The organism is Acetobacterium wieringae (genome assembly GCF_001766835.1).
Lineage (GTDB): Bacteria > Bacillota > Clostridia > Eubacteriales > Eubacteriaceae > Acetobacterium > Acetobacterium wieringae.
Genome location: NZ_LKEU01000017.1, coordinates 45,726 through 66,829, shown reverse-complemented (window position 1 = coordinate 66,829; position 21,104 = coordinate 45,726). Strand labels below are relative to the sequence as shown.

Genomic DNA, 21,104 nt, shown 5'->3' with positions numbered 1-21,104 from the left:
TGACCTCTTCTCTAACCCGTCGGTTCTTAACGTTTGATCATCTGAATTTAATCATACGACTGATATAAGGGTTTAACCCGACGATATAGTTGCTTATATAATTTACTATAAATTTCTGTATAGATTATTGCATTTTCCGGGTTGGGTTCAAAAACCCGGGATTTTCTAATCATCGCCGCACTGGCAGTGTGAATATCCGGATAATGATTTAAGCCCACAAAGGTGGCGATGGCGGCGCCTAAACCAGTTGTCTCAAAGGTCTGAACCCGGTACACCGGCCGATTAAAAATATCGGCCATGATCTGAGCCACCCCATCACTGCGGGAGCCCCCGCCGGATAGTCCGACAGCCTGAATTGGAACTTTTGTTTTGCGTTCAATCCGTTTTACCCCTTCCAGCAGGGCGTAGCCCAGACCTTCAATGATGGCCCGGTAAATATGTCGCTTGTCATGACCCTCACTAAAGCCGATAAAGGTTCCCCGGGCTTCCGGCCGAAAGGCTTCGCGACCCCAATAGGGCTGATGAACCAGGCCATCCGCTCCTGGCAGGGTCGTCTCCAGATAGCCCTCCAAAACCTCATGAATCGCTTGGGGATCAGACTGATCAAGAAATTCCCGGATATACCAATCGACCATCCAAAATCCGTGATAAATAGTCACTTCGGGATTATACGCGTCATTTTCCACCGCTGCAAAGGAAGGGTAGAAGGGATAGAGCTCCACATATTTTTTTGTGGTCACCTCCACCGTTGATTGGGTACCCAAAGAAATACTGGCGACCTCCGGTGTCAAAGCCCCGACACCAAGAGTTTCACAGCCTTTATCCGTCCCTGAAGCGACAATCGGCAAACCCACTGGCAGGCCAGTGACTGCAGCGGCAGTTGCCGTCAGATATCCGATGATTTCGCAGGAGTCGGTCAGCTCATAGCATTTTTCCGGCTCAACCTGAAGAATCTGCGTTTTGACGTTATACTTGCCACACCACTGTTTCTTTTTCGTATCAAAGGGCAGATGACCGGCAGTGTTGGAACGACTGTCAGCTAGTTTCCCAGTCAAGCGACTCAAAAAATAGGTCGAAAGAAAAACGACCTTGTAGGCTTGGGCCCAGATCTCCGGTTCCTGCATCTTGATCCAGTTGACATGAGCAGTTTGACTGAAGGATTTGGCGTAGGTGCTAAACCCAATACATTTAAAGAGCAGCGCATAGGGCCAGGGATAGGGTAGCGGTTCGGCTAATTCCCGGCGATCCAACCAACTGATAAAACTGCGCAGCGGCTCACCACTTTCATCCACCACCGTGATCACATCCCGCTGACAAGACACCGTCATTCCCCGAATGGTCAAAAACAGCGCCGGTGCGTTTTCCTTAAGCTCCGAAATCACTTTAACCAGGGCCTTCCAGAACATTTCTGGCGCAGCTTCTTTCCATTGGAAATGTTTCGAATAATAGCCCTTGAATAATTCTTCGCTTTTAGCCAACTCATTACCGGTCTCATCAAAAATAATTCCCCGAAGTCCTCGGGTGCCGCAATCGATGGTTAACACTGAATTCTTATTTTGCATGCTTTTTGTGTTGTCCAAAATCCATTCTCCCGACATCAACTCATTTCGTATCATTATACCAAATAGTTTGAAAGTGTAAAACAAAAAGCGTTGAATAAAAAGAATTTACTTTTTATTCAACGCCTGGTTTATTGCATAAGTACCGTACCGACCAATTGTTACATCATGTGCTTATGTACAGTATGTGCTTTCTTTTATCAATGTCAATTACTTTTACCTATAATTAATTTTACAGTTTGATGTCTTTAAAATCCTTAACCTGTTTGGTGATGGCAATTTCGGTTGGTAGACGCTCGATGCTGGATGCGCCAAAGAAGCCGCAAACGCCAGTTGTACGATCAAGAACATACTTGGCATCTTCCGGTTCAGCCACCGGGCCACCGTGAACAATGACCATAATGTCCGGATTAATGGCTTTGCCAGCGTCACAGATCTCCTGGGTCAGCTTGACACAGTCGTCCAGGGTTTTTGCAGTTCCGGCCCCGATGCTCCCTTTAGTGGTCAGTCCCATATGGGCAACCAGTACATCGGCACCAGCTTTGGCCATTTTTTCGGCCTCTTCGACATTAAAAACATAGGGAGTCGTGACCAGATCCAACTCATGGGCTTTCCTGATCATCTCCACTTCCAGATCATAGCCCATATTGGTTTCTTCCAGGTTTTGACGGAATACACCATCAATTAAGCCGACGGTCGGGAAATTCTGCACGCCGGAAAAGCCGGCTTCTTTAACCTGTTTTAAAAACATCTCCATATCTCTAAACGGATCGGTGCCGCAGACCCCGGCCAGAACTGGCGTATCTTTTACAATCGTTACTACTTCTCGGGCCATGTCCATAACAATGGCATTGGCATCGCCATAAGATAACAGCCCGGCTAAAGAACCCCGGCCAGCCATCCGATACCGGCCGGAATTGTAGATAATAATCAGATCAACACCACCAGCTTCAGCGCATTTGGCCGAAATCCCAGTTCCTGCTCCAGCGCCAACCACCGAAATTCCGTTAGCTTCCTGTTCTCTTAGCCGTCTTAATACTTCTTCTCGTTTTATTGCCATGTTAGTTTCTCCTTTATGCGTTCTTTTTTTCAATCATCGTAATCAGTTTCTCTGCCATTGCCAGAGCAAAGGCTTCGTCGTTGATATCGGTATCCATTTCCACCAGTTCGACTTGATCGTCGATGTTGGCCCGCAATTGGGCAAACAGTTCGGCATCTTCTTCCGGACCATAGAACGGTGCGCCTTCCACGTCAATGGCAGAAACTCCTTTTAGCGGAAGAAACAAAGCAACCGGGCCGGTGGCCATATTTAACTTGCTGGCAATGATTTTGCCCATCTGAGAACACTCGTCTACGGTGGTTCGCATCAGGGTAACGCTGGCATTATGTTTATAGAGGTTACGATCTTTATATTTTTCAGGAACGGTTTCAATGGCCCCAAAATTGACCATATCGAGTGCCCCCACCGAAACGACCTCGGGGATTCCCGCCTTGGCAGCCGCTTCCAGTCGGGTTGGCCCCGCTGTGAAGACCCCGCCAGCTACCTCATCACACCACTCGGTGGTTGTGGCATCAAATACGCCTTTGATAAAGCCCGCTTCAATCAGACTTTCCATAGCCATCCCGCCGGCACCGGTGGCATGAAATACCAGCACCTCATAGCCCTGATCTTCCAGATATTCTCTAGCCGTGGTAACACAAGGCGTCGTAACACCAAACATGGTGGCTGCCAGCAAGGGTTTTTCTTCCTTAAGCTCAGGAATATCAAAACTGGCCATCCCGGCGATGGCATTGGCGGCATTGGCCAGAATATGATTGGAGATGCTGTTGATCCCGGAAATATCGACCACTGAATACATCATTGTGATATCTTTTTCACCAACATAGGGACGGGTATCACCTGAAGCCACGGTAGAAACCATAATCTTCGGCACACCTACCGGCAAACTTCGCATCGCAAAGGTACCAATGGTGGTTCCGGCTGATCCCCCCAGACTGATGACGCCGTCAACCTTACCCTGGTCATACAGCTCTCTGGTAATTTTTGCAGCCCCGGCCATCATCACGTCAATACCCAAGCCGCGATCATGTTGCTGTTGCAACTCATCAAGAGATGATCCCCCGGCGATAGCAACCGCTTCACTGGTGATATCCGGCTCAAATAACGGCTCGCCCATCACCCCACAGTTGATCGTGGTGGTACTTAAGCCCTGCTTTTCAATCAATTCCTTAATAAACTGGAATTCATGACCCTTGGTATCAAAGGTTCCGACGATTAACACGTTTTTCATTCCATGCCCCCCTTGAGATTTTTTACTTAACTTATTCGATTTGTAATTGCTTAGAACAAATCTCTTTTTATTAAGTCGCTTTGAATTTAATTCATTAAATACGCAAGGTTTATGCCAAAAATTAAAACGCTCAAATCCGCTGTTGCCGCCATTAAAAATGAATCAATGGGCAAGTGATTTCCCATAAAAATATCAACTGGGCAATATTTTCTCAAATCGAGTAAATATTGCCCAGTCATTTAATCGGCGCCTTCCGATTCTGTGGATAAATGGTATTTCATGATTTTATTGTAAAGGGTTCGTCGGGAAATACCGATTCGTTGGGCTGCTTCGGTGCGGTTCCATTGGCAGGCTTTAAGAATTTCCCGAATATAATTACTTTCCAGATGTTCCTTGCTGGTTAACAGCATCTCCGGCCCATGAACTTCAAGCGACTGGGGTTTGCTTCCGGATTTTGGTTTGTGCAATTCTTCCACCACCATGTCATCCCGCCTTATGTATTTGCCTTCACTGAGGATCACCGCCCGCTCCAGTACATGCTTGAGTTCGCGAACATTGCCCGGCCAGGGACATTCCATCAGATAGGCCATGGCATCGGGTGCCAGTCGCTTCTCTTCCAACTGATACTTTATTTTGAATTCGTCCAAAAAGCGATTGCAAAGTAATGGAATGTCCTCGGTATGCCGCCGTAACGGTGGGGTATTGATTTCTACCACATTCAGCCGATAGTAAAGATCCTCCCGGAAATGATTGTCCGCCACCGCCTGTTTAATATCGACATTGGTGGCACAGACAATTCGCACATCGACAAAAATAGTTTTTTCGCCGCCAACCCGTTCAAATTCCTGTTGCTGAATAATCCGCAGTACCTTCGCCTGGAGATCGACATCCATTTCCCCAATCTCATCCAGAAACAGGGTGCCATTATTGGCCAGTTCAAATTTCCCCAGCCGCCGTTTATCGGCCCCGGTAAAGGCCCCCTTTTCATGGCCAAACAACTCACTTTCCAATAAATTTGGTGGCAAAGCGGCGCAATTCACCTTGATCAGCGGACCCAGACAACGTTTACTGTTAAAATGCAATGCCTTGGCCACCAGCTCTTTACCGGTTCCGCTTTCTCCCTGAATTAGCACATTAACATCCTTGTCGGCCACCTTATTGATCAGTTCATACATATCCTGCATGATTACACTTTGCCCGACAATCTCATCAAATCCCCGCTTTTTGAGCAGTTCTTTCTTTAAATGCTTATTTTCCTGTTTTAATTTATAATAATTTTTAAACTTGTCGGTCGTTTCTGAAATCGCCAGTTCAGTGGGAATCCGCTCAAAGCTGGAGCCTCCAATATAACCGATAGTCTGGGAGTTTTTATAAAAATAATAGGCATCCTCCGGTGAATTGATGGGCCCTCCATAAATCATCTTATAGGTGCGGGGATTAATCTCATCGACGGCCGCAAAAATTGCTTCTGTCATTTCCAGGCATTCATTGATGGTGGAAAAAACCTTGCCGGATTTCTCACCACCCCGGGTCCAACCAAAATGGGCACAGACAACATCTACCCCTGCCCGGGTCATGGCCCGAGCCTGCTCTTCATTAAAGACAAAGGCAATCGTAAAGAGGTCGGCGGCCACAGCCTTTGTCATAAATTCGATTTCCTGGTCATAACCCAGGCCCTTCTCCTCCAACCATTCCCGGAATTGCCCGTCAATCAATCCCACGGTAGGAAAATTATTGACGCCGCTAAAACCCAGATCCCGGACTTTTTGAATCAATTCCTGATGAGTGTAATTGGGGTCAGTGGCATTGATCCCACAGATCACGGCCCGATCTTTGAGTTTTGGCAGTATCTCCCGGCTGGAAAAATCGAACACCAACTCATTGCTGTTGGAAAATGGCATCATGCATCCAATCGACGGAATGCCCGCCGAACGAAAGCGACCAGCACTCAGGGCCAGTAACAAATCAGCCCCGCCCTTAACCGCCTGCTTGGCAAAAAGACCAGACCCCACCGCCACCCCAATCACCGGTTTATTCATTTTTAAACTATTATGGATCATTTTTTCGATGGCTTCTTTTTTCTTCATGGTATTCTCCCATTGAAAACTTTACTTAGGTAATTGCGAAATGAAAAAACACCGAACAATAATTGCTTTGTGTGCAGTTTCCACAAACAATTTTGTAACGTGTAGGCGAACAGTTCATCGAACTGTCCGCCGTACAGTGTAAAAATTGTTTCGTGCGAAACTGAACGCAAAGCTCACGGTAGTTTCGCAATTACCTAAAAACTTTACTCTCATTATACAATCCCCGGTCAAAAAACGCAAAAAGACTATTGCAGAGTTCTGCAATAGTCTTAACTTACATTTGTGATTTACTAAATCTATAAGCCGAGTTCTGTTTAAATAGTCATCTATCTCGATTTATTGTTACCAATAAATTCTAGCGACCTACCATAGGACAACGACGAGCAGCCGTCTTTTACAGTCCGTTCTTGGTCTTGCTCCAGGTGGGGTTTACATAGCCGATGTGTTACCACACCGCTGGTGAGCTCTTACCTCACCCTTTCATCCTTACCATTGCTGGCGGTATACTTTCTGTTGCACTTGCCTTAGAGTCGCCTCCACCGGGTGTTACCCGGCACCCTGCTCTGTGGAGCTCGGACTTTCCTCAACCGGATTACTCCGGGTGCGACTATCTGATTTACTAAATCACTGTAGTATACACTGTCCTTGCGCAAATTTCAAGCCTTTTTTGCTATACCCTCTAATAATTCACAATAAAATCCCGGGACGACTCCGCAACAATCATTTCCGGGCAGGCGTCCTCCAAACCGGCTGTCAGCATTTGTTTAAGACAGTCGGTTACCCATTTCTCAGTGCCGTAATGACCAGCATCCAGCACCCAGATGTTGTTTTCCAGAGCCCGTTGCCCGTCGTGATGTTTGAGATCCCCGGTGATTAGCACATCGGCTCTTTTGGCTTTGGCCAGACCGATCATATCCGCTCCAGCGCCGGAACAGATAGCCACCCGACGAACAATCTCCGGAACCTTACCGGCCCCTCTTAAAGTGGGGAGATCCAACCGTTTTTTTATTTCGGTAATAAAATCGACGGCTCCGATAGGCTGACTTAATATCCCAATTTTTCCGAGTCCGTTTTCATTCATTAAATCCCCATTTTCCAGCGGGATCACATCATAGGCCATCGCTTCGTAGGGATGATTTCTTTTTAGGGCCGCAATCAGATTATTTAATTCAGGCGCCGCTACAATGGCTTCAATCCGATCTTCCGAAACGCTGGTCATCTTATCTACCGCCCCAATAAATGGTTTGGCGCCTTCCTTCGGGCGAAAAGTACCGGTTCCGGAGGATCGATAGGTGCAATAATCGTAATCACCGATGGCCCCGGCGCCGTTTTTACCTAATACCTCGATGATTTTATGACTGGCTTCCACCGGCGTAAAGACGACCAGTTTATAATACCTCGTCGGATTTGAGGGTTCCAGAGTTTTAATCTTTTCAAGGCCGATAATCTCGGCCAAATAGTGGTTAAGACCCTTGGCGGCCTTATCCAAATTGGTATGGGCCACATAAACAGCGACGTCATTTTTAATCAATTGGGCAATCATTTGGCCTTTTTCGCCGTCACAGGATACGGTTTTTAAGCCATTAAAAATAAATGGGTGATGGGCGATAATCAGATCGGCTTTTTTTACAACCGCTTCATCAACTACATCAGCCGTAACATCCAGGGTCAACAGAATCCGGTTAATACACTGTTGCCGCGATCCGACCTGAAGGCCGACGTTATCCCAGCTTTCAGCCAGTCTTTCCGGGGCCAGGGCTTCAATGGTCTGGATGATTTGATTTAGTTTGACAGACATTTTTTCACCTCATTCAGTTTTTCGATAAACCTACTACTTTCCTGAAATTGCTTGGCCGCCACCGCCGTGGTTCTTCCCCGGGTACTGGTTACAATCTGTTGTTCCAAAAATATTTTTCGGTCGATCAGAGCACCCAGCAAAGGATGCTGATGCCTATAATACTCAAAACCCAATTTATATTCCAATGGGGTGGTAACAATCATCGCTCCCGGCTCGGCCACAATGATCTCATAAACCCGATCGCCTTCCCGAGCCAGCTCTTCCCGGGTAATTAAAAACCCCGCTGTTTCCAGATATCTTCGTAACACTGCCTGATTATTCATTGGCTGCAAAACCAGTTTTTTTGCCGCTCTGGCAACAGCTGGCTGGGCTTTTAGCAGATCCCGGATCAGGAGCCCCCCCATCCCTGCCATAACAACAACCTCAACCTCGCCAGGTTTAAGCACAGAAAGACCCGAACCAAGTCGGGTCTCGATCTGTTTTTGTAATTGTTGGGCGTCGATAATTTTTTGAGCTTTTTTCAGTGGTTGCTGGTTAATGTCGCTGGCGATGGCCCTGCAAACACCCTTGTTTTCTACCAGGTACGCTGGCAGGTAACCATGATCGGTGCCAATATCCGCCATCGAGCAGGCCCCGGTCACACAACCGGCAATCACCTCAAGCCTTGGACTTAATTTAATCTTCATTTTAGGTTAAGTAATCCTTCAATTTCTTGCTGCGGCTGGGGTGTCTGAGTTTACGCAGCGCCTTGGCTTCAATCTGTCGGATCCGTTCCCGGGTGACGTTAAACTCTTTGCCGACTTCTTCAAGTGTTCGAGCCCGACCATCATCGAGACCAAAACGTAATCGCAGCACCTTTTCTTCACGTTCGGTCAGGGTATTTAACACTTCAATCAGCTGTTCTTTCAGCAGTGCATAGGATGCCGCTTCAGCTGGTGCCGGGGCCTCTTCATCGGGAATAAAATCACCCAAATGGCTGTCTTCTTCTTCCCCAATCGGGGTTTCCAAAGAAACCGGATCCTGAGCAATTTTCTGAATTTCCCGAACTTTTTCTTCAGAAAAACCCATTTCCTTGCCGATTTCTGCGGGGGTTGGTTCCCGCCCGTATTCCTGCAGCAATTGCCGGGAAACCCGGATCAATTTATTGATGGTCTCGACCATGTGTACCGGGATTCGGATCGTTCTGACCTGATCGGCAATGGCCCGGGTAATCGCCTGGCGAATCCACCAGGTAGCATAGGTACTGAATTTAAAACCCTTGGTATAATCAAATTTCTCAACCGCCTTGATCAAGCCGAGGTTTCCTTCCTGAATCAGATCGAGAAACGACATACCCCGGCCCACATAACGCTTGGCGATACTGACGACCAGTCGCAGGTTGGCTTCAGCCAATTCTTTCTTGGCCATCTCATCGCCTGCTTCCATGCGGCGAGCCAGTTCCATTTCTTCATCGCCGGTCAGTAAGGGTACCTTCCCGATTTCTTTTAAGTATAAACGAACCGGATCATTGACACTGACTGAATCTGCCAGTTCAAGTTCTTTCTGGTTCTCTTCCTCAAGTTCCGCCGCTTCCAGAGCTTCCAGTTCGAGATCGGTAAAAGCGATTTCGATCCCTTCTTTTTGCAGATACAAATAGATTGAATCAATTTCTTCGGGGTCAAGATCCGCCTTATCCAAAATTTCTTCAAAATCGTGGTTATTTAAATTTCCTTTTGATTTCCCCCGCTTTAACAGCTGCTGCACCTCCGGCATCAGCTCAATGGCGACTTTTTCGATTTCAATGATGTCGTCGTCAATATCGATGATCACATCGTCGGTTTTTACTTTCTCGAGTTTCATTTTAGTGCCTCCCGTTTTCTTTCATCATTTTCTTAATCTCTATGAGTTGATTGGTGAGCCGTGCCACCTCATCGTCATTACCAGTCGTTGACTCCCGCTTAATTTGTTCGGAAAGTCGGTCGAGTTGAGCTTCATTATAAAATCGATTCATTATTTCCAAAGCATCGTGATAATCTGACCGGGAGACTTCATCCTCGTTCATCATAAACTCAACTAATTTTTTAACTTCTTTGGAATCTTCAAAATGTGACATAATCTGATTAACTTCAATCCGGCTGCCGGTTTTCCGCTTTTCTAAAAGAACGCTGATCAGTTCCTGATAGAACGAGTCGGTCAGAAAGTCAATCGGAACGTCATCGATAATTTCCGGGTTTTTTAAACAGTAGCGAATCACCACTTCCTGAGCATTTTGGTAGGCCCTGGGAATTTTTTGTGGCGTTACCACATTATGGGTCGATTCAACCAGTTGAACTGGATTATCCGGCCGTTTTTTTGAGCGCATGACCTCGCGTCTTATCACTTCCTGATTAATTCCTGTTTCACCAGCCACCATTTTGCTGTAGTAATCAACTTCCAGTGATGTCTCCAGCTGCTTTAGTACATTAATTGCTTCATTGCCATAACGGAGCCGTCCATCGGTTTGAGAAAGATCATTGTGTTTTTTTAGTAATCCCAATTCATATTCAACAATGGTTAAGGCCTTGGTGACCGCATCCAAAAATCCCTGTTGACCAAATTTTTGGACAAAGGAATCTGGATCCTCATTGCTCGGCAAGTTTAATATTTTAACATTTAAGTTGGTCTTTTTCAAGATATTCATGGCTTTTTCTGTTGCCGATTTCCCTGCACTATCGCCATCAAAGGCAATGATTACCTCATTGGCATAACGCTCCAGAATTTTTCCATGAAAGGGGGTAAAGGCCGTTCCCAATGCTGCTACGGTATTTTTGATCCCTTTTTCATATAAAGAGATCACATCCATGTAACCTTCCACAATCACTATCTGCCCATCTTCCAAAAAGTTCTTGCAATGATTGAGATTATAAAGCTCATAACTTTTGGAAAAAATTGGGGTTTCCGGGGAGTTTAGGTATTTGGGCCCATTTTGTCCGGTTGTCATCAGACGACCGCCAAACCCGACAATCTGCCCCCGGGGATTAACAATGGGAAACATAATCCGACTGCGAAAACGATCGTAATGGCGATTTTTTTCTGAAGATAATACCAATCCTGAAGCCAGCATTTCTTCCTGAGAAAATCCGCTGGCCGCCAGAAAATCGGTCAATCGGCCCCAGTCCTCACTGGCATAACCTAGCCCAAATTCTCGGATGGTTTCCTGACTGATGCTACGCTGACTGAGATACTCCCGGGCAGATGGCGCCCTTTTTAAGATTTTATAATAGTAGTTGGCAGCCTGCCGATGCAATTCATAGAGCCGCTTCTTTTTTTCATAGGCCTGATGGTCTTCCTGCTGATTTTGTTTTTCCGGCAAAACCATATTTGCCCGAGTGGCCAGAAATTTGAGGGCATCCATGAACGGCAATTTTTCCATTTCCATAATAAAGGTAATCACATTGCCTCCGGCTCCACAGCCAAAACAATGATACAGCTGTTTTTCCCGGGATACCGTGAAAGACGCTGTTTTTTCATTATGAAACGGACATTTTCCTTTGAATGAATTGCCCACCCTCTTTAAGGTCATGTAACCCGAAGTCACATCCACAATATCATTGGCGTCGATGACAGATTGGATCACTTCTTCGGAATAGTAAGTCGTCATTTGTTTTTTCCTTTTGTAAAATTAAAGTCTTGACTTTTTAAGGGTCTATTATCTCTATTCTAAGTAAAATGCAATTCTCCTTGTTTTAATATCCTTTATTTTTATATTTAAACAAAAATAAAGTTTCATTAATTTTTTAAAAAATTGTTATCGATGGATAATAGTTAAATATTTGGGTAATAAAAAAATAATCACAATAATATTAGAAAGAGGTGTTCTTATGGAAAAGAAACGTATTATCGAAGCCATTCATGAACAAGTAAAAGCTGCCGATTTTGATGATCATGGCAAAGCCGTTCTCAGTATGAAAGATGTCGCAGATGGTCAATTAATCATGGATGTCCTGGAAGAATTAAAATCAGACACAACCTTCGATTTTGATTTTGATCTGGACAAAATGGAACTCACTGTCCATAACCCGGAAGATGATCTGGACGGATTTATCAGACGGCACCCCTCCCCACAAAAGTGCAAATAGTGTTCCTTTTCCGATCGACAATTTGTGGTAAGTCCAATAAAAAAGCTCCCCTGGGATTGCCCACGGGAGCTTTTTTATGATCGACACGAAAAACCCTGCGGGTCTCTCGTGTCAAAAATTTAATTACATTTCTGCTTTTTGTTTGTAACCCAGGTAACGTTCCATTGCTTCTTCTTTTGCTTTATCATAAAGAGTTGCTGAAACTTCCGGGAAGGTCAGTTTTAATGAGGTGTATCGAACTTCTGAATCCAGGAATTCGGTGAATTTATCCATATCCGGTTCTTTGGAATCAAGGATAAATGGATTTTTACCCTCTTCTTTCAGGGTTGGATTGAATCGGTACAGATGCCAGTATCCGGATTCCACAGCAAATGCTTCGTGGGTTTGGGTCCGGCTCATACCACCTTTGATACCATGGTTGATACAAGGCGCATACGCAATGATCAGTGATGGACCATCATAGGCTTCAGCTTCCTGAAGGGCTTTCATAAATTGATTTTTGTCTGCGCCCATGGCTACCTGAGCAACATAAACATAACCGTAGGTTGCCGCCATCATACCAAGGTCTTTTTTCTTGATTCGTTCACCAGCGGAGGCGAATTGTGCCACTGCTGCGGTTGGTGTTGACTTAGAAGCCTGACCACCGGTGTTGGAGTAGATTTCGGTATCCAGTACGAATACGTTGATGTTTTTGCGTGACGCTAAAACATGATCCAATCCGCCGTATCCGATATCGTAAGCCCAGCCATCGCCACCAAAAATCCATTGGGATTTTTTGATCAGGTATGACTGATTGTCCAGAATAAACTTGGCATAGGTTGCCAGTGCTTCGCTTGGTGTATAAGCAGTTAAGACTTCAACCAGTTTAGCTGAGGCAATTTTGGAAGCTTCCGCATCTTTTCTACTGTCAATCCAGGCTTGCGCTGCTGTTTTAACAGCTTCTGGAGCATCGCCAGCAATGATTTCTTTGAGATAGTTTTCAATGGTATCAGCCATTTTTTCAGTTGCCAGCATCATCCCGAAACCATACTCGGCATTGTCTTCAAATAAAGAGTTGGCCCAGGCTGGTCCTTTTCCTGCGGCATTTTTGCAGTAAGGTGTAGAAGGTGACGATGCTCCCCAGATTGATGAACAACCGGTAGCATTGGCAACCAGCATGCGATCCCCAAACAATTGGGTAATGGTTTTAATGTATGGTGTTTCACCACAACCGGCACAGGCTCCGGAGAACTCAAGCAATGGCTGACAGAACTGGCTGCCTTTAACTGTCGCCTTATTCATCAGGTTATCTTTAATCGTAACCGTGGTCGCATAGTTCCACATTGGGATTTGATCTGCCTGTGTATCGATTGGTTCCATTTCCAGGGCTTTGGTTTTAGCCGGACAAGCATCCTGACAGTTACCGCAACCAGTACAATCAAGGGTGCTGACCTGGATTCGGTACTCTAAGCCATCAAATTGTTTTCCGGTCGCTTTAACAGTGGTAAAGCCTTCTGGCGCTGCCGCTTTTTCACCAGCATCCACTAACACCGGACGGATGGCAGCATGTGGGCAGACAAATGAACACTGATTACACTGGATACAGTTTTCAGGAATCCATTTTGGCACATTAACAGCGATACCCCGTTTTTCGTAGGCTGAAGAACCAGACATAAAGGTTCCGTCTTCCACGCCAGTAAAGGTTGATACCGGAATATCATCGCCTTCCAATCGGTTGATCGGACGTAAAATCTTTGTGATGAATTCTGGTACATTTTCTTCAGTTGCTTCGTCAGCTTTAAGCTCTTTCCAGGCAGCCGGAACATCGACTTTAACCAGCGCATCAATCCCCTGATCAACAGCAGCATTGTTCATATCAACAATTTTTTGACCTTTTTTACCGTAAGATTTTTGAATCCCCGCTTTAGAGAAGGCAACCGCATCTTCAATTGGAATAATGTCGGCCAGTTTAAAGAACGCTGATTGCATAATCATGTTGGTACGACGGCCCAGCCCAATTTCTTCCGCAATTTTAGTCGCATTGATGATATAGAAATTAATGTCATTATCAGCGATGTATTTTTTTAATGACGCTGGTAATTTTTCATCCAATTCGGCAACATCCCAGACTGTATTAAGCAGGAAGGTTCCGCCTTTTTTCAATCCTTTTAACAGGTCATATTGGTGAACATAGGCTTGGGTCGAGCAGGAAACAAAGTCAGAATTTACAATTAAGTAAGTTGACTTAATCGGTTTTTTTCCAAACCGCAGGTGAGAAACGGTAACCCCACCGGATTTTTTACTATCATAGGAGAAGTAACCTTGAGCATATAAATCGGTATGATCCCCAATAATTTTAATGGCTGATTTATTGGCCCCAACGGTTCCGTCAGATCCCAGACCCCAGAATTTACATCCTTTGGTGCCTTCGGGAACAGTATGCAGGTTTTCACCCAGTTCCAGATTGGTGTGGGTGACATCATCAACAATCCCGATGGTAAATTTATCTTTGGGCTGTGCCAGTTTTAAATTATCATAAACGGCTTTAATTTGCGCAGGAGTGGTATCTTTTGAGCTGAGTCCATAGCGACCACCAACAATCAGTGGTTGGAATTCTTTGCCATAGAAGACGGTGCAGATATCTTGGTATAAAGGCTCGCCTAATGAACCTGGTTCTTTGGTACGATCCAGTACGGCAATTTTCTTAACGGTTTTTGGCAATACTTTTAGTAAATATTCCGGCGCAAACGGTCTGAATAAACGAACCTTGATCAAGCCGATTTTCTCGCCCTGTTTCAATAAATAATCGATCGTTTCTTCAATCGTATCGGTTACTGAACCCATGGCAACGATGATATTTTCGGCATCGTCAGCACCATAATAATCAAATAAGTGGTATTCCCGACCGGTTTCTGCCGAGATTTTTTCCATATAATCAGCAACAATTTCTGGAACCTTATCATAGAACGGATTACAAGCCTCTCTCGCCTGGAAGAAAATATCCGGATTCTGAGCGGTTCCTCGAGTTACTGGGTGTTCGGGATTTAAGGCCCGGTTTCTGAATTCTTGAATCGCTTCAAAATCGGCCAACTTTTTAAAGACATCATAATCGATCACTTCAATCTTTTGAATCTCATGTGACGTTCTGAAACCATCAAAGAAGTGCATAAATGGCACCCGGCTTTTAATGGCAGCCAGATGAGCAATCGCAGCCAGATCCATTACTTCCTGGACACCACCGGATGCCAACAAGGCAAAACCAGTTTGACGACAAGCCATAACATCGCCATGATCACCAAAAATAGACAAAGCTTGGGCTGCCAACGTACGGGCGGTAACATGAAAAACGCCAGGCAACAATTCGCCAGCAATTTTATACATATTCGGGATCATCAGTAAAAGTCCCTGGGATGCAGTAAAGGTGGTGGTTAAGGCACCAGCTGCCAGCGAACCGTGAACCGCACCAGCGGCACCACCTTCTGATTGCATTTCTGAAACTTTGACAGTTTCACCAAAAATATTTTTTCGTCCCTGAGAAGCCCAAACGTCCGCATATTCGGCCATTGGGGATGAAGGGGTAATTGGAAAAATAGCTGCAACCTCAGTAAACGCATAGGCAACATGAGCAGCTGCTGTATTTCCATCCATTGTCATCATTTTTTTAGGCATGATTTTCCTCCTTGAAATTAAAACAAAGTGTTTTTATTGATGGTTTAAATAGCAAAATTTTATCTATGAAATTATATCATATTAGTTTTTGAGTGTATACACTTTAATACAGGTAATTTTTTGCCGGAATTTTGCAGCGTTTTTTTGTTTATTAGCCCGAAAACGATTAATGTTAACCTTTTTATCGTTTGTATCTCTTTTAAGTGGATAGTATTGTGTATTCGAAAACTTTTATCCTCACAAATTAATTCTTCGCAATAATTGGCTGCGGATGAACTGTTAAAATCTTTATTAACAGTTCATCAACAGTAATTTTTGTGAATTGATAACTTTTTTTAAATTTTTAATTGCTCTTGACTCACTATTTCTTTTTAGCTTCTTTAAAGGCCAATTTCTCTGGTATTAAAAAATCAGTCTGAAACTCAAAACATTCCTTGGCAACCACACTGCTTAAGACGAGCAGACTGATTAAATTGGGAATGGCCATCATGCCGTTCATCGCATCCGATAAATTCCAGACGATTTCCAAGGCCGTCGTGGCTCCAACAAAAACGACCAGGCAATAGAGAACCCGATAAATCGTTACCGCAATTGGTGCTTTGATTAAATACTCCAGCGACTTTTCGCCATAATATTCCCAACCCAATATGGTTGAAAAGGCAAACAGGGTAATGCCAACGGTAACAATATAGCCGCCAATTGGTCCCAATGCCGATTGGAAGGCAGCAATGGTCAGATTGGCACCCATTAGAATTTCACCACTGGCATCCAATGTCCCAAGCACCCCGGATGAAGCAATTACCAGACCGGTAATGGTACAAACCACGATGGTATCAAAAAAAGTTCCGGTCATATTGATATAACCTTGTCGTGAGGGATGATCGGTTTTGGCGGCAGCCGCAGCGATTGGTGCCGACCCTAAACCAGCTTCATTGGAGAAGACACCCCGGGCAACTCCCCAACGCATGGCTGTCAGCATCGTTGCAATAATGGTACCGCCAACACCACCAGCCATTGCTGTCGGTGAAAAGGCCATGGTAAAGATTTCAGTAATTCCGGCTGGCAAATTCTCAAAATTGATGATAATAACTACAATTGACGCCATCACATAAAAGACGGCCATAAATGGGACAATGACCCCGGATACCCGACCGATGCTCTTAATCCCGCCGAGAATAACCATAAATGCCAATGCCATCAAAATCAGGCCGGTGATCCAGGTTGGTACCCCAAAGGTTCCATTGACGGCTCCGGCAATGGAATTGGCCTGAGTCATATTACCGATTCCAAAGGATGCCACCGTGGCAAACAAGGAAAACAAAAAGGCCAGGGTTAAACCAATTTTTTTGTTCTTAAAACCATTTTTCATGGCGTACATCGGACCGCCAGCCATTTCACCTTTGGCATTGGTTTCCCGGTACTTAACCGCCAGAACACTTTCAGCATATTTAGTCGATAATCCAAACAAGGCTGAAATCCACATCCACACCAGAGCGCCTGGCCCCCCCAGTACCATTGCCGTAGCCACCCCAACAATATTCCCGGTACCGATAGTGGCTGCCAGCGCCGTCATCAGCGATTGAAACGGTGAAATATCGCCCGAGTCATCACTATGGGTCTTGTCTTGTTTGGCAAAAACCGATTTTAGTGCATAACCCAGGTTGAGCCATGGCTTAAACTTTAAACGCACCGTTAAAAAAATACCGGTTCCCATTAGCAGTGCCAGCATAACGGGTCCCCACACAAAATTATTTACAGCTGAAATGATATCCGAAAAACTCATATTGCCCCCTTAAAATTTATAAGCTTGTTATCGATTACATCGTATCTGGAATTTTCTTAAATAAGGGCTTCACCATTACCAGTAACAGTGTCACCCTTATTGTCTGTTCCAATGAGCTAAATTTTATGTCATGTTTTTTCGTTTTATTTCTGATGCCAAAATTGATATTGCCGTTATTTAAGTCTAAAGCGGCTATCCCGTTCTACAGTAAATCTTCGGCTGGTACGTATTCTTTATTTAAACCTTCGGCGACACCCTTACAGGTAACGTGTCCCTTGTAGGTGTTTAAGCCTAACAACAAGGCCTGGTCTTCTTTCATGGCCGCTTCTGGTCCTTTGTTGACAATATCCAGTAAATAAGGTAGCGTCGAACCGGTCAGAGCATAAGTCGATGTTCGGGGAACAGCGCCAGGCATGTTAGCAACGGAGTAATGGATCACGCCATGTTTTTCAAAACAAGGATTATCATGGGTGGTGCTGTGGTCAATGGTTTCGACTGATCCGCCCTGATCAATGGCGACATCAACAATTACCGAGCCCTTTTTCATGTTTTTTACCATCTCTTCAGTAACCAGTTTAGGTGCTTTTTCTCCAGCAACCAGAACCCCACTGATGAGCAAATCTGATTTTTTGGTCAGTTCCGCCATGTTGTAAGGATTGCTGATTAATGTGGAAACACGACCATTAAAAACATCATCCACATAGGTTAATCTGGGTTTGCTGATATCAATAACGGTCACATGAGCGCCCAGACCAACGGCCATTTTGGCTGCATTCATCCCGACAGTACCGGCTCCAATAATCATGACTTCGGCGGGTAATACGCCAGTAACACCACCTAACAACATCCCCACGCCACCGTGATAGCGCTGCAGCATGGTAGCGCCAACTTGAACTGACATTCTGCCAGCCACTTCACTCATGGGAATCAGTAAAGGCAGGGAGCGATCCGGTAATTGAACGGTTTCATAGGCAATCCCGGTAATTTTTTTCTTCATTAGTATATCGGTTAAAGGCAGGTTTGGAGCAAGATGTAGATAGGTAAATAGGGTCTGTCCTTCTTTCATCAGTTCATATTCAGACTCGATCGGTTCTTTTACTTTTACAATGATATCGGATTGATCAAATACTTCTTTGGCCTGTTGCAGAATGACGGCCCCTTCAGCTGCATATTCGCTATCAGTGATGCCGCTTTCATAGCCAGCATTGGTTTCAACAAGCACCTTATGGCCACTTTTAACCAAAGCATGAACACCTGCCGGTGTGACGGATACACGAGACTCATTGTTCTTAATTTCCTTTGGAATACCTACAATCATGATAAAAACCTCCTGTTTTTTATAAAAATTTGTGATCTGTTTTTTTTAATCGTTACACATCCATATCTTCAGTCGGAAGAATGGAGTATGTATTCTTAACAGTTGATAGGGTTACAATCGTTTTTGTCTTTTGTACCCCGGGAACTGTTTTAATGCGATTGAGCACCGCTTCCAGACTTTGGGTATCTTTGGTAATAATTTTAATTAAATAATCGTAATCTCCGGCCAGATAATCACATTCGATAATTTCATGTTCCTTTTTCACCAATTCGATAAATCCCTCAATATAGTTGGGATGCTTAAGCGATATGAACATATAGGCAACCAGGTTTTTGTTCATTCGCTGGGTTGAAATAATAATGGTGTACTGTTGAATGATGCCGGAAGAATCTAATTTTTTGATGCGTTCGCTGACTGCCGGAACGGACAGGCTGACTTCATTCGCTATATCTGAAGCCGTTACTCTGGCATTTTTTTGCAGTAGCTTGAGGATTTCAATATCAATTGAATCCATCTAAAACTCCTTTCCACTAAAATTATTGAGGTCATTATATCCGAATTTTCAAGTAAATTAAACGTTTTCAATGAATAGCAATAGATCCTTTTGTCATAAGAATAAATTACTTTAAATGATTAATAAAAGCTGGTTGCAAAACGTTCCCGCACTTAAATTTTTTAATTATTTCTAGCATCCCATTGAAAAACTGAGGTAAAATTTAAAAAAACTTAAAAAACTATTTCCAAGGCCCGGATAATTTTAGTATGAATATCCAAATAGTCGTATAAATAATTGTTTTGTTCATTATTTTTTTATTTCATGTCACAATTTTGTCACGCCTGTCCAGCGATCACCATGGAGAGGCGTGACGGGGTTGAGGTTTTATCATTTATTGTGGTTATGCTCTTGCTATTTTAGGTACTCTTCTAATCATTCAAGCGTTTTTCGATGGCGGCAATGGTTTCATTGAGCACCTTAATCCGGGCGTAATACTTATTCTGGGCTTCAACGATAATCCAGGGTGCATTGACCGTTGATGTTTTTAACAGCATTTCATCCACCGCTATTTTATACACCTCCCATTTATCACGGTTGCGCCAATCCTCATCTGTTATTTTCCACTCTTTATCAGGGTTTTCTTCACGGCCGGTGAAACGCCTTAATTGCTCATCCTGATCAATCTGCAACCAGAATTTAATGACAATCGCTCCCCAATCGGAGAGCTGTTTTTCAAATTCATTGATTTCCCGATAACTCCGGTCAAATTCCTCCTGGGTACAAAATCCTTCAATTGGCTCCACCATCACCCGGCCATACCAGGTTCGATCCCATACCCCCAAATGACCGTTTTTGGGGATATCCCGCCAGAAACGCCAGAGATAATGATGCTTTCGTTCCAGATCACTGGGGCTGGCAGTGGGATACACCGTATACCCCCGGGGATCAAGGTTCCTGGTCAGTCGTTTAATGCAACCGCCTTTGCCACCGGCATCCCAGCCTTCAAACCCGACAATCAGCGGAATCCGCCGCCGATAGAGCTCGAATTGAAGCAAGCGGATTTTTTTCTGAGCTTCTTTAATCTGGCGCTGATATTCTTCTTCGCTGATGACCTGATCAAGAACAATGCCATCGAGAATCTTTGACTGAAACGGCATATCACCTTCATGAATCAACGGTTTAAGTTCAATTGCCGGGGCCTTATTGACCGTTTCGATGGCTTTTTCCAGCCGTTTTTCCATGACACTGAAAACCTTGATCAGAGCATAGTCTTTTTGTTCGCCTTCGATAATCACCCAGGGAGCACAGTCGTTGTCGGTCAGCTCCAGTCCCCGGTTGACCTTTTCATAGAGCTTATCATAATGCTTGTTTTCTTTTTTATCCCGAGGGGTTACCCGCCAGGCTGTGGCATCATTTCCCAGCAACTTGTTAAAGCGTCTTTTTTGTTCCTTTTTGCTGATGTGAACAAAGAACTTAAAAATAATCATCCCATCATCCGAAAGCGCCTGCTCGAATTCATTGGCCTGTTTCATCAGCCCCTGCATATTTAAGGCATCAATTGATTTGCGGTAGACCAGGTCGCTGTAATAACTGCGGTTAAAAATAGCGATCTGACCTTTCTCCGGCGTTTTGGTCCAGTAACGCCATAAAAACGGACGAAAAATCTCGTCCTCACTCTCCTGCTTTTTGAAATTATGGACCCGAAAAGACCGTGGATCCATGGGCATCAGCAATTCGTTGATCAGGGTTCCCTTGCCAGCTGCATCCCAGCCTTCAAACAGAATTAAGACAGGAATACCCATATCGTGCAGGGTTCGCTGCAGTTCACCTAACCGTACCGTCAGTCGTTCTTTTTCCTGGCGGTAGGTTTCTTTGTCGATTGTTACACCTAAATCAATTTTTTCCAGCATGATAGCCTCCTAAATAAATATGATTTTGTATGAGATAACATTTCAAACACAAGCGCCCCGTGACAGGCGCTTATGGAAGTAGCAGACAATGGTATCAGTTTTTCTGGAGTGTTTTTT

The 21,104-nt window shown here is 44.5% G+C and carries 14 protein-coding genes and 1 other RNA gene; 1 reads left to right on the top strand and 14 read right to left on the bottom strand.

Going from position 1 to position 21,104, the window contains the following annotated elements:
* Positions 1 to 47: 47 nt before the first annotated feature.
* The 9 genes from ACWI_RS04215 to dnaG all read right to left on the bottom strand — a co-directional run bounded on the left by ACWI_RS04215 (position 48) and on the right by dnaG (position 11,354).
* Positions 48 to 1,580, bottom strand: a complete 1,533-nt coding sequence (locus tag ACWI_RS04215) for an FGGY-family carbohydrate kinase (protein ID WP_242871575.1) — start codon at positions 1,578 to 1,580, stop codon at positions 48 to 50.
* 211 nt (positions 1,581 to 1,791) lie between these two features.
* Positions 1,792 to 2,619, bottom strand: a complete 828-nt coding sequence (locus ACWI_RS04210; protein WP_070370180.1) for a phosphoenolpyruvate hydrolase family protein — start codon at positions 2,617 to 2,619, stop codon at positions 1,792 to 1,794.
* 13 nt (positions 2,620 to 2,632) lie between these two features.
* Positions 2,633 to 3,850 carry a Tm-1-like ATP-binding domain-containing protein gene (locus tag ACWI_RS04205; protein WP_070370179.1) on the bottom strand — a complete coding sequence of 406 codons (1,218 nt, stop codon included), beginning with the start codon at positions 3,848 to 3,850 and terminating at the stop codon, positions 2,633 to 2,635.
* Positions 3,851 to 4,089: 239 nt separating this feature from the next.
* Entirely contained in the window at positions 4,090 to 5,937 is a 1,848-nt protein-coding gene (locus tag ACWI_RS04200) for a phosphoenolpyruvate hydrolase family protein (RefSeq protein ID WP_070370178.1), read from the bottom strand.
* Between the two features lie 283 nt (positions 5,938 to 6,220).
* An RNA gene (gene rnpB / locus ACWI_RS04195) (RNase P RNA component class A) lies at positions 6,221 to 6,560 on the bottom strand.
* Positions 6,561 to 6,616: 56 nt separating this feature from the next.
* Entirely contained in the window at positions 6,617 to 7,735 is a 1,119-nt protein-coding gene (locus tag ACWI_RS04190) for a Nif3-like dinuclear metal center hexameric protein (RefSeq protein ID WP_070370177.1), read from the bottom strand.
* Positions 7,720 to 8,421 carry a tRNA (adenine(22)-N(1))-methyltransferase gene (locus ACWI_RS04185; RefSeq protein WP_070370176.1) on the bottom strand — a complete coding sequence of 234 codons (702 nt, stop codon included), beginning with the start codon at positions 8,419 to 8,421 and terminating at the stop codon, positions 7,720 to 7,722. The genes ACWI_RS04190 and ACWI_RS04185 overlap by 16 nt, the downstream gene beginning before the upstream one ends.
* A gap of 1 nt (position 8,422) precedes the next feature.
* Entirely contained in the window at positions 8,423 to 9,574 is a 1,152-nt protein-coding gene (gene rpoD, locus ACWI_RS04180; RefSeq protein WP_479714946.1) for an RNA polymerase sigma factor RpoD, read from the bottom strand.
* A gap of 1 nt (position 9,575) precedes the next feature.
* On the bottom strand, positions 9,576 to 11,354 hold the full coding sequence (dnaG, locus tag ACWI_RS04175) for a DNA primase (RefSeq protein ID WP_070370175.1): 1,779 nt from the start codon (positions 11,352 to 11,354) through the stop codon (positions 9,576 to 9,578).
* Between the two features lie 220 nt (positions 11,355 to 11,574).
* Here dnaG and ACWI_RS04170 point away from each other — a divergent pair, with 220 nt between their 5' ends.
* Positions 11,575 to 11,832: a hypothetical protein gene (locus tag ACWI_RS04170; protein ID WP_070370174.1), complete on the top strand. Its 258-nt coding sequence runs from the start codon at positions 11,575 to 11,577 to the stop codon at positions 11,830 to 11,832.
* Positions 11,833 to 11,955: 123 nt separating this feature from the next.
* Here ACWI_RS04170 and nifJ read toward each other — a convergent pair whose 3' ends face one another.
* The 5 genes from nifJ to pap form a co-directional block, all read right to left on the bottom strand.
* A complete protein-coding gene (gene nifJ / locus ACWI_RS04165) occupies positions 11,956 to 15,480 on the bottom strand; it encodes a pyruvate:ferredoxin (flavodoxin) oxidoreductase (protein ID WP_070370173.1) in 3,525 nt (1,174 codons plus the stop codon).
* Positions 15,481 to 15,841: 361 nt separating this feature from the next.
* Complete coding sequence (locus ACWI_RS04160) at positions 15,842 to 17,263, bottom strand: alanine/glycine:cation symporter family protein (RefSeq protein WP_175440893.1); 1,422 nt, start codon at positions 17,261 to 17,263, stop codon at positions 15,842 to 15,844.
* A gap of 202 nt (positions 17,264 to 17,465) precedes the next feature.
* Positions 17,466 to 18,581: an alanine dehydrogenase gene (gene ald, locus ACWI_RS04155; protein WP_070370172.1), complete on the bottom strand. Its 1,116-nt coding sequence runs from the start codon at positions 18,579 to 18,581 to the stop codon at positions 17,466 to 17,468.
* A 52-nt stretch (positions 18,582 to 18,633) separates the two neighbouring features.
* Positions 18,634 to 19,095: an Lrp/AsnC family transcriptional regulator gene (locus tag ACWI_RS04150; RefSeq protein ID WP_070370171.1), complete on the bottom strand. Its 462-nt coding sequence runs from the start codon at positions 19,093 to 19,095 to the stop codon at positions 18,634 to 18,636.
* 410 nt (positions 19,096 to 19,505) lie between these two features.
* Positions 19,506 to 20,987 carry a polyphosphate:AMP phosphotransferase gene (gene pap, locus ACWI_RS04145; RefSeq protein ID WP_070370170.1) on the bottom strand — a complete coding sequence of 494 codons (1,482 nt, stop codon included), beginning with the start codon at positions 20,985 to 20,987 and terminating at the stop codon, positions 19,506 to 19,508.
* Positions 20,988 to 21,104 lie beyond the last annotated feature (117 nt).

Excerpts from the sequence above, each read along its gene's own strand:
- ACWI_RS04210 (WP_070370180.1), bottom strand. The coding sequence starts at position 2,619 with ATGGCAATAAAACGAGAAGAAGTATTAAGACGGCTAAGAGAACAGGAA.
- ACWI_RS04205 (WP_070370179.1), bottom strand. The coding sequence starts at position 3,850 with ATGAAAAACGTGTTAATCGTCGGAACCTTTGATACCAAGGGTCATGAA.
- ACWI_RS04200 (WP_070370178.1), bottom strand. The coding sequence starts at position 5,937 with ATGAAGAAAAAAGAAGCCATCGAAAAAATGATCCATAATAGTTTAAAA.
- ACWI_RS04190 (WP_070370177.1), bottom strand. The coding sequence starts at position 7,735 with ATGTCTGTCAAACTAAATCAAATCATCCAGACCATTGAAGCCCTGGCC.
- ACWI_RS04185 (WP_070370176.1), bottom strand. The coding sequence starts at position 8,421 with ATGAAGATTAAATTAAGTCCAAGGCTTGAGGTGATTGCCGGTTGTGTG.
- rpoD (WP_479714946.1), bottom strand. The coding sequence starts at position 9,574 with ATGAAACTCGAGAAAGTAAAAACCGACGATGTGATCATCGATATTGAC.
- dnaG (WP_070370175.1), bottom strand. The coding sequence starts at position 11,354 with ATGACGACTTACTATTCCGAAGAAGTGATCCAATCTGTCATCGACGCC.
- ACWI_RS04170 (WP_070370174.1), top strand. The coding sequence starts at position 11,575 with ATGGAAAAGAAACGTATTATCGAAGCCATTCATGAACAAGTAAAAGCT.
- nifJ (WP_070370173.1), bottom strand. The coding sequence starts at position 15,480 with ATGCCTAAAAAAATGATGACAATGGATGGAAATACAGCAGCTGCTCAT.
- ACWI_RS04160 (WP_175440893.1), bottom strand. The coding sequence starts at position 17,263 with ATGAGTTTTTCGGATATCATTTCAGCTGTAAATAATTTTGTGTGGGGA.
- ald (WP_070370172.1), bottom strand. The coding sequence starts at position 18,581 with ATGATTGTAGGTATTCCAAAGGAAATTAAGAACAATGAGTCTCGTGTA.
- ACWI_RS04150 (WP_070370171.1), bottom strand. The coding sequence starts at position 19,095 with ATGGATTCAATTGATATTGAAATCCTCAAGCTACTGCAAAAAAATGCC.
- pap (WP_070370170.1), bottom strand. The coding sequence starts at position 20,987 with ATGCTGGAAAAAATTGATTTAGGTGTAACAATCGACAAAGAAACCTAC.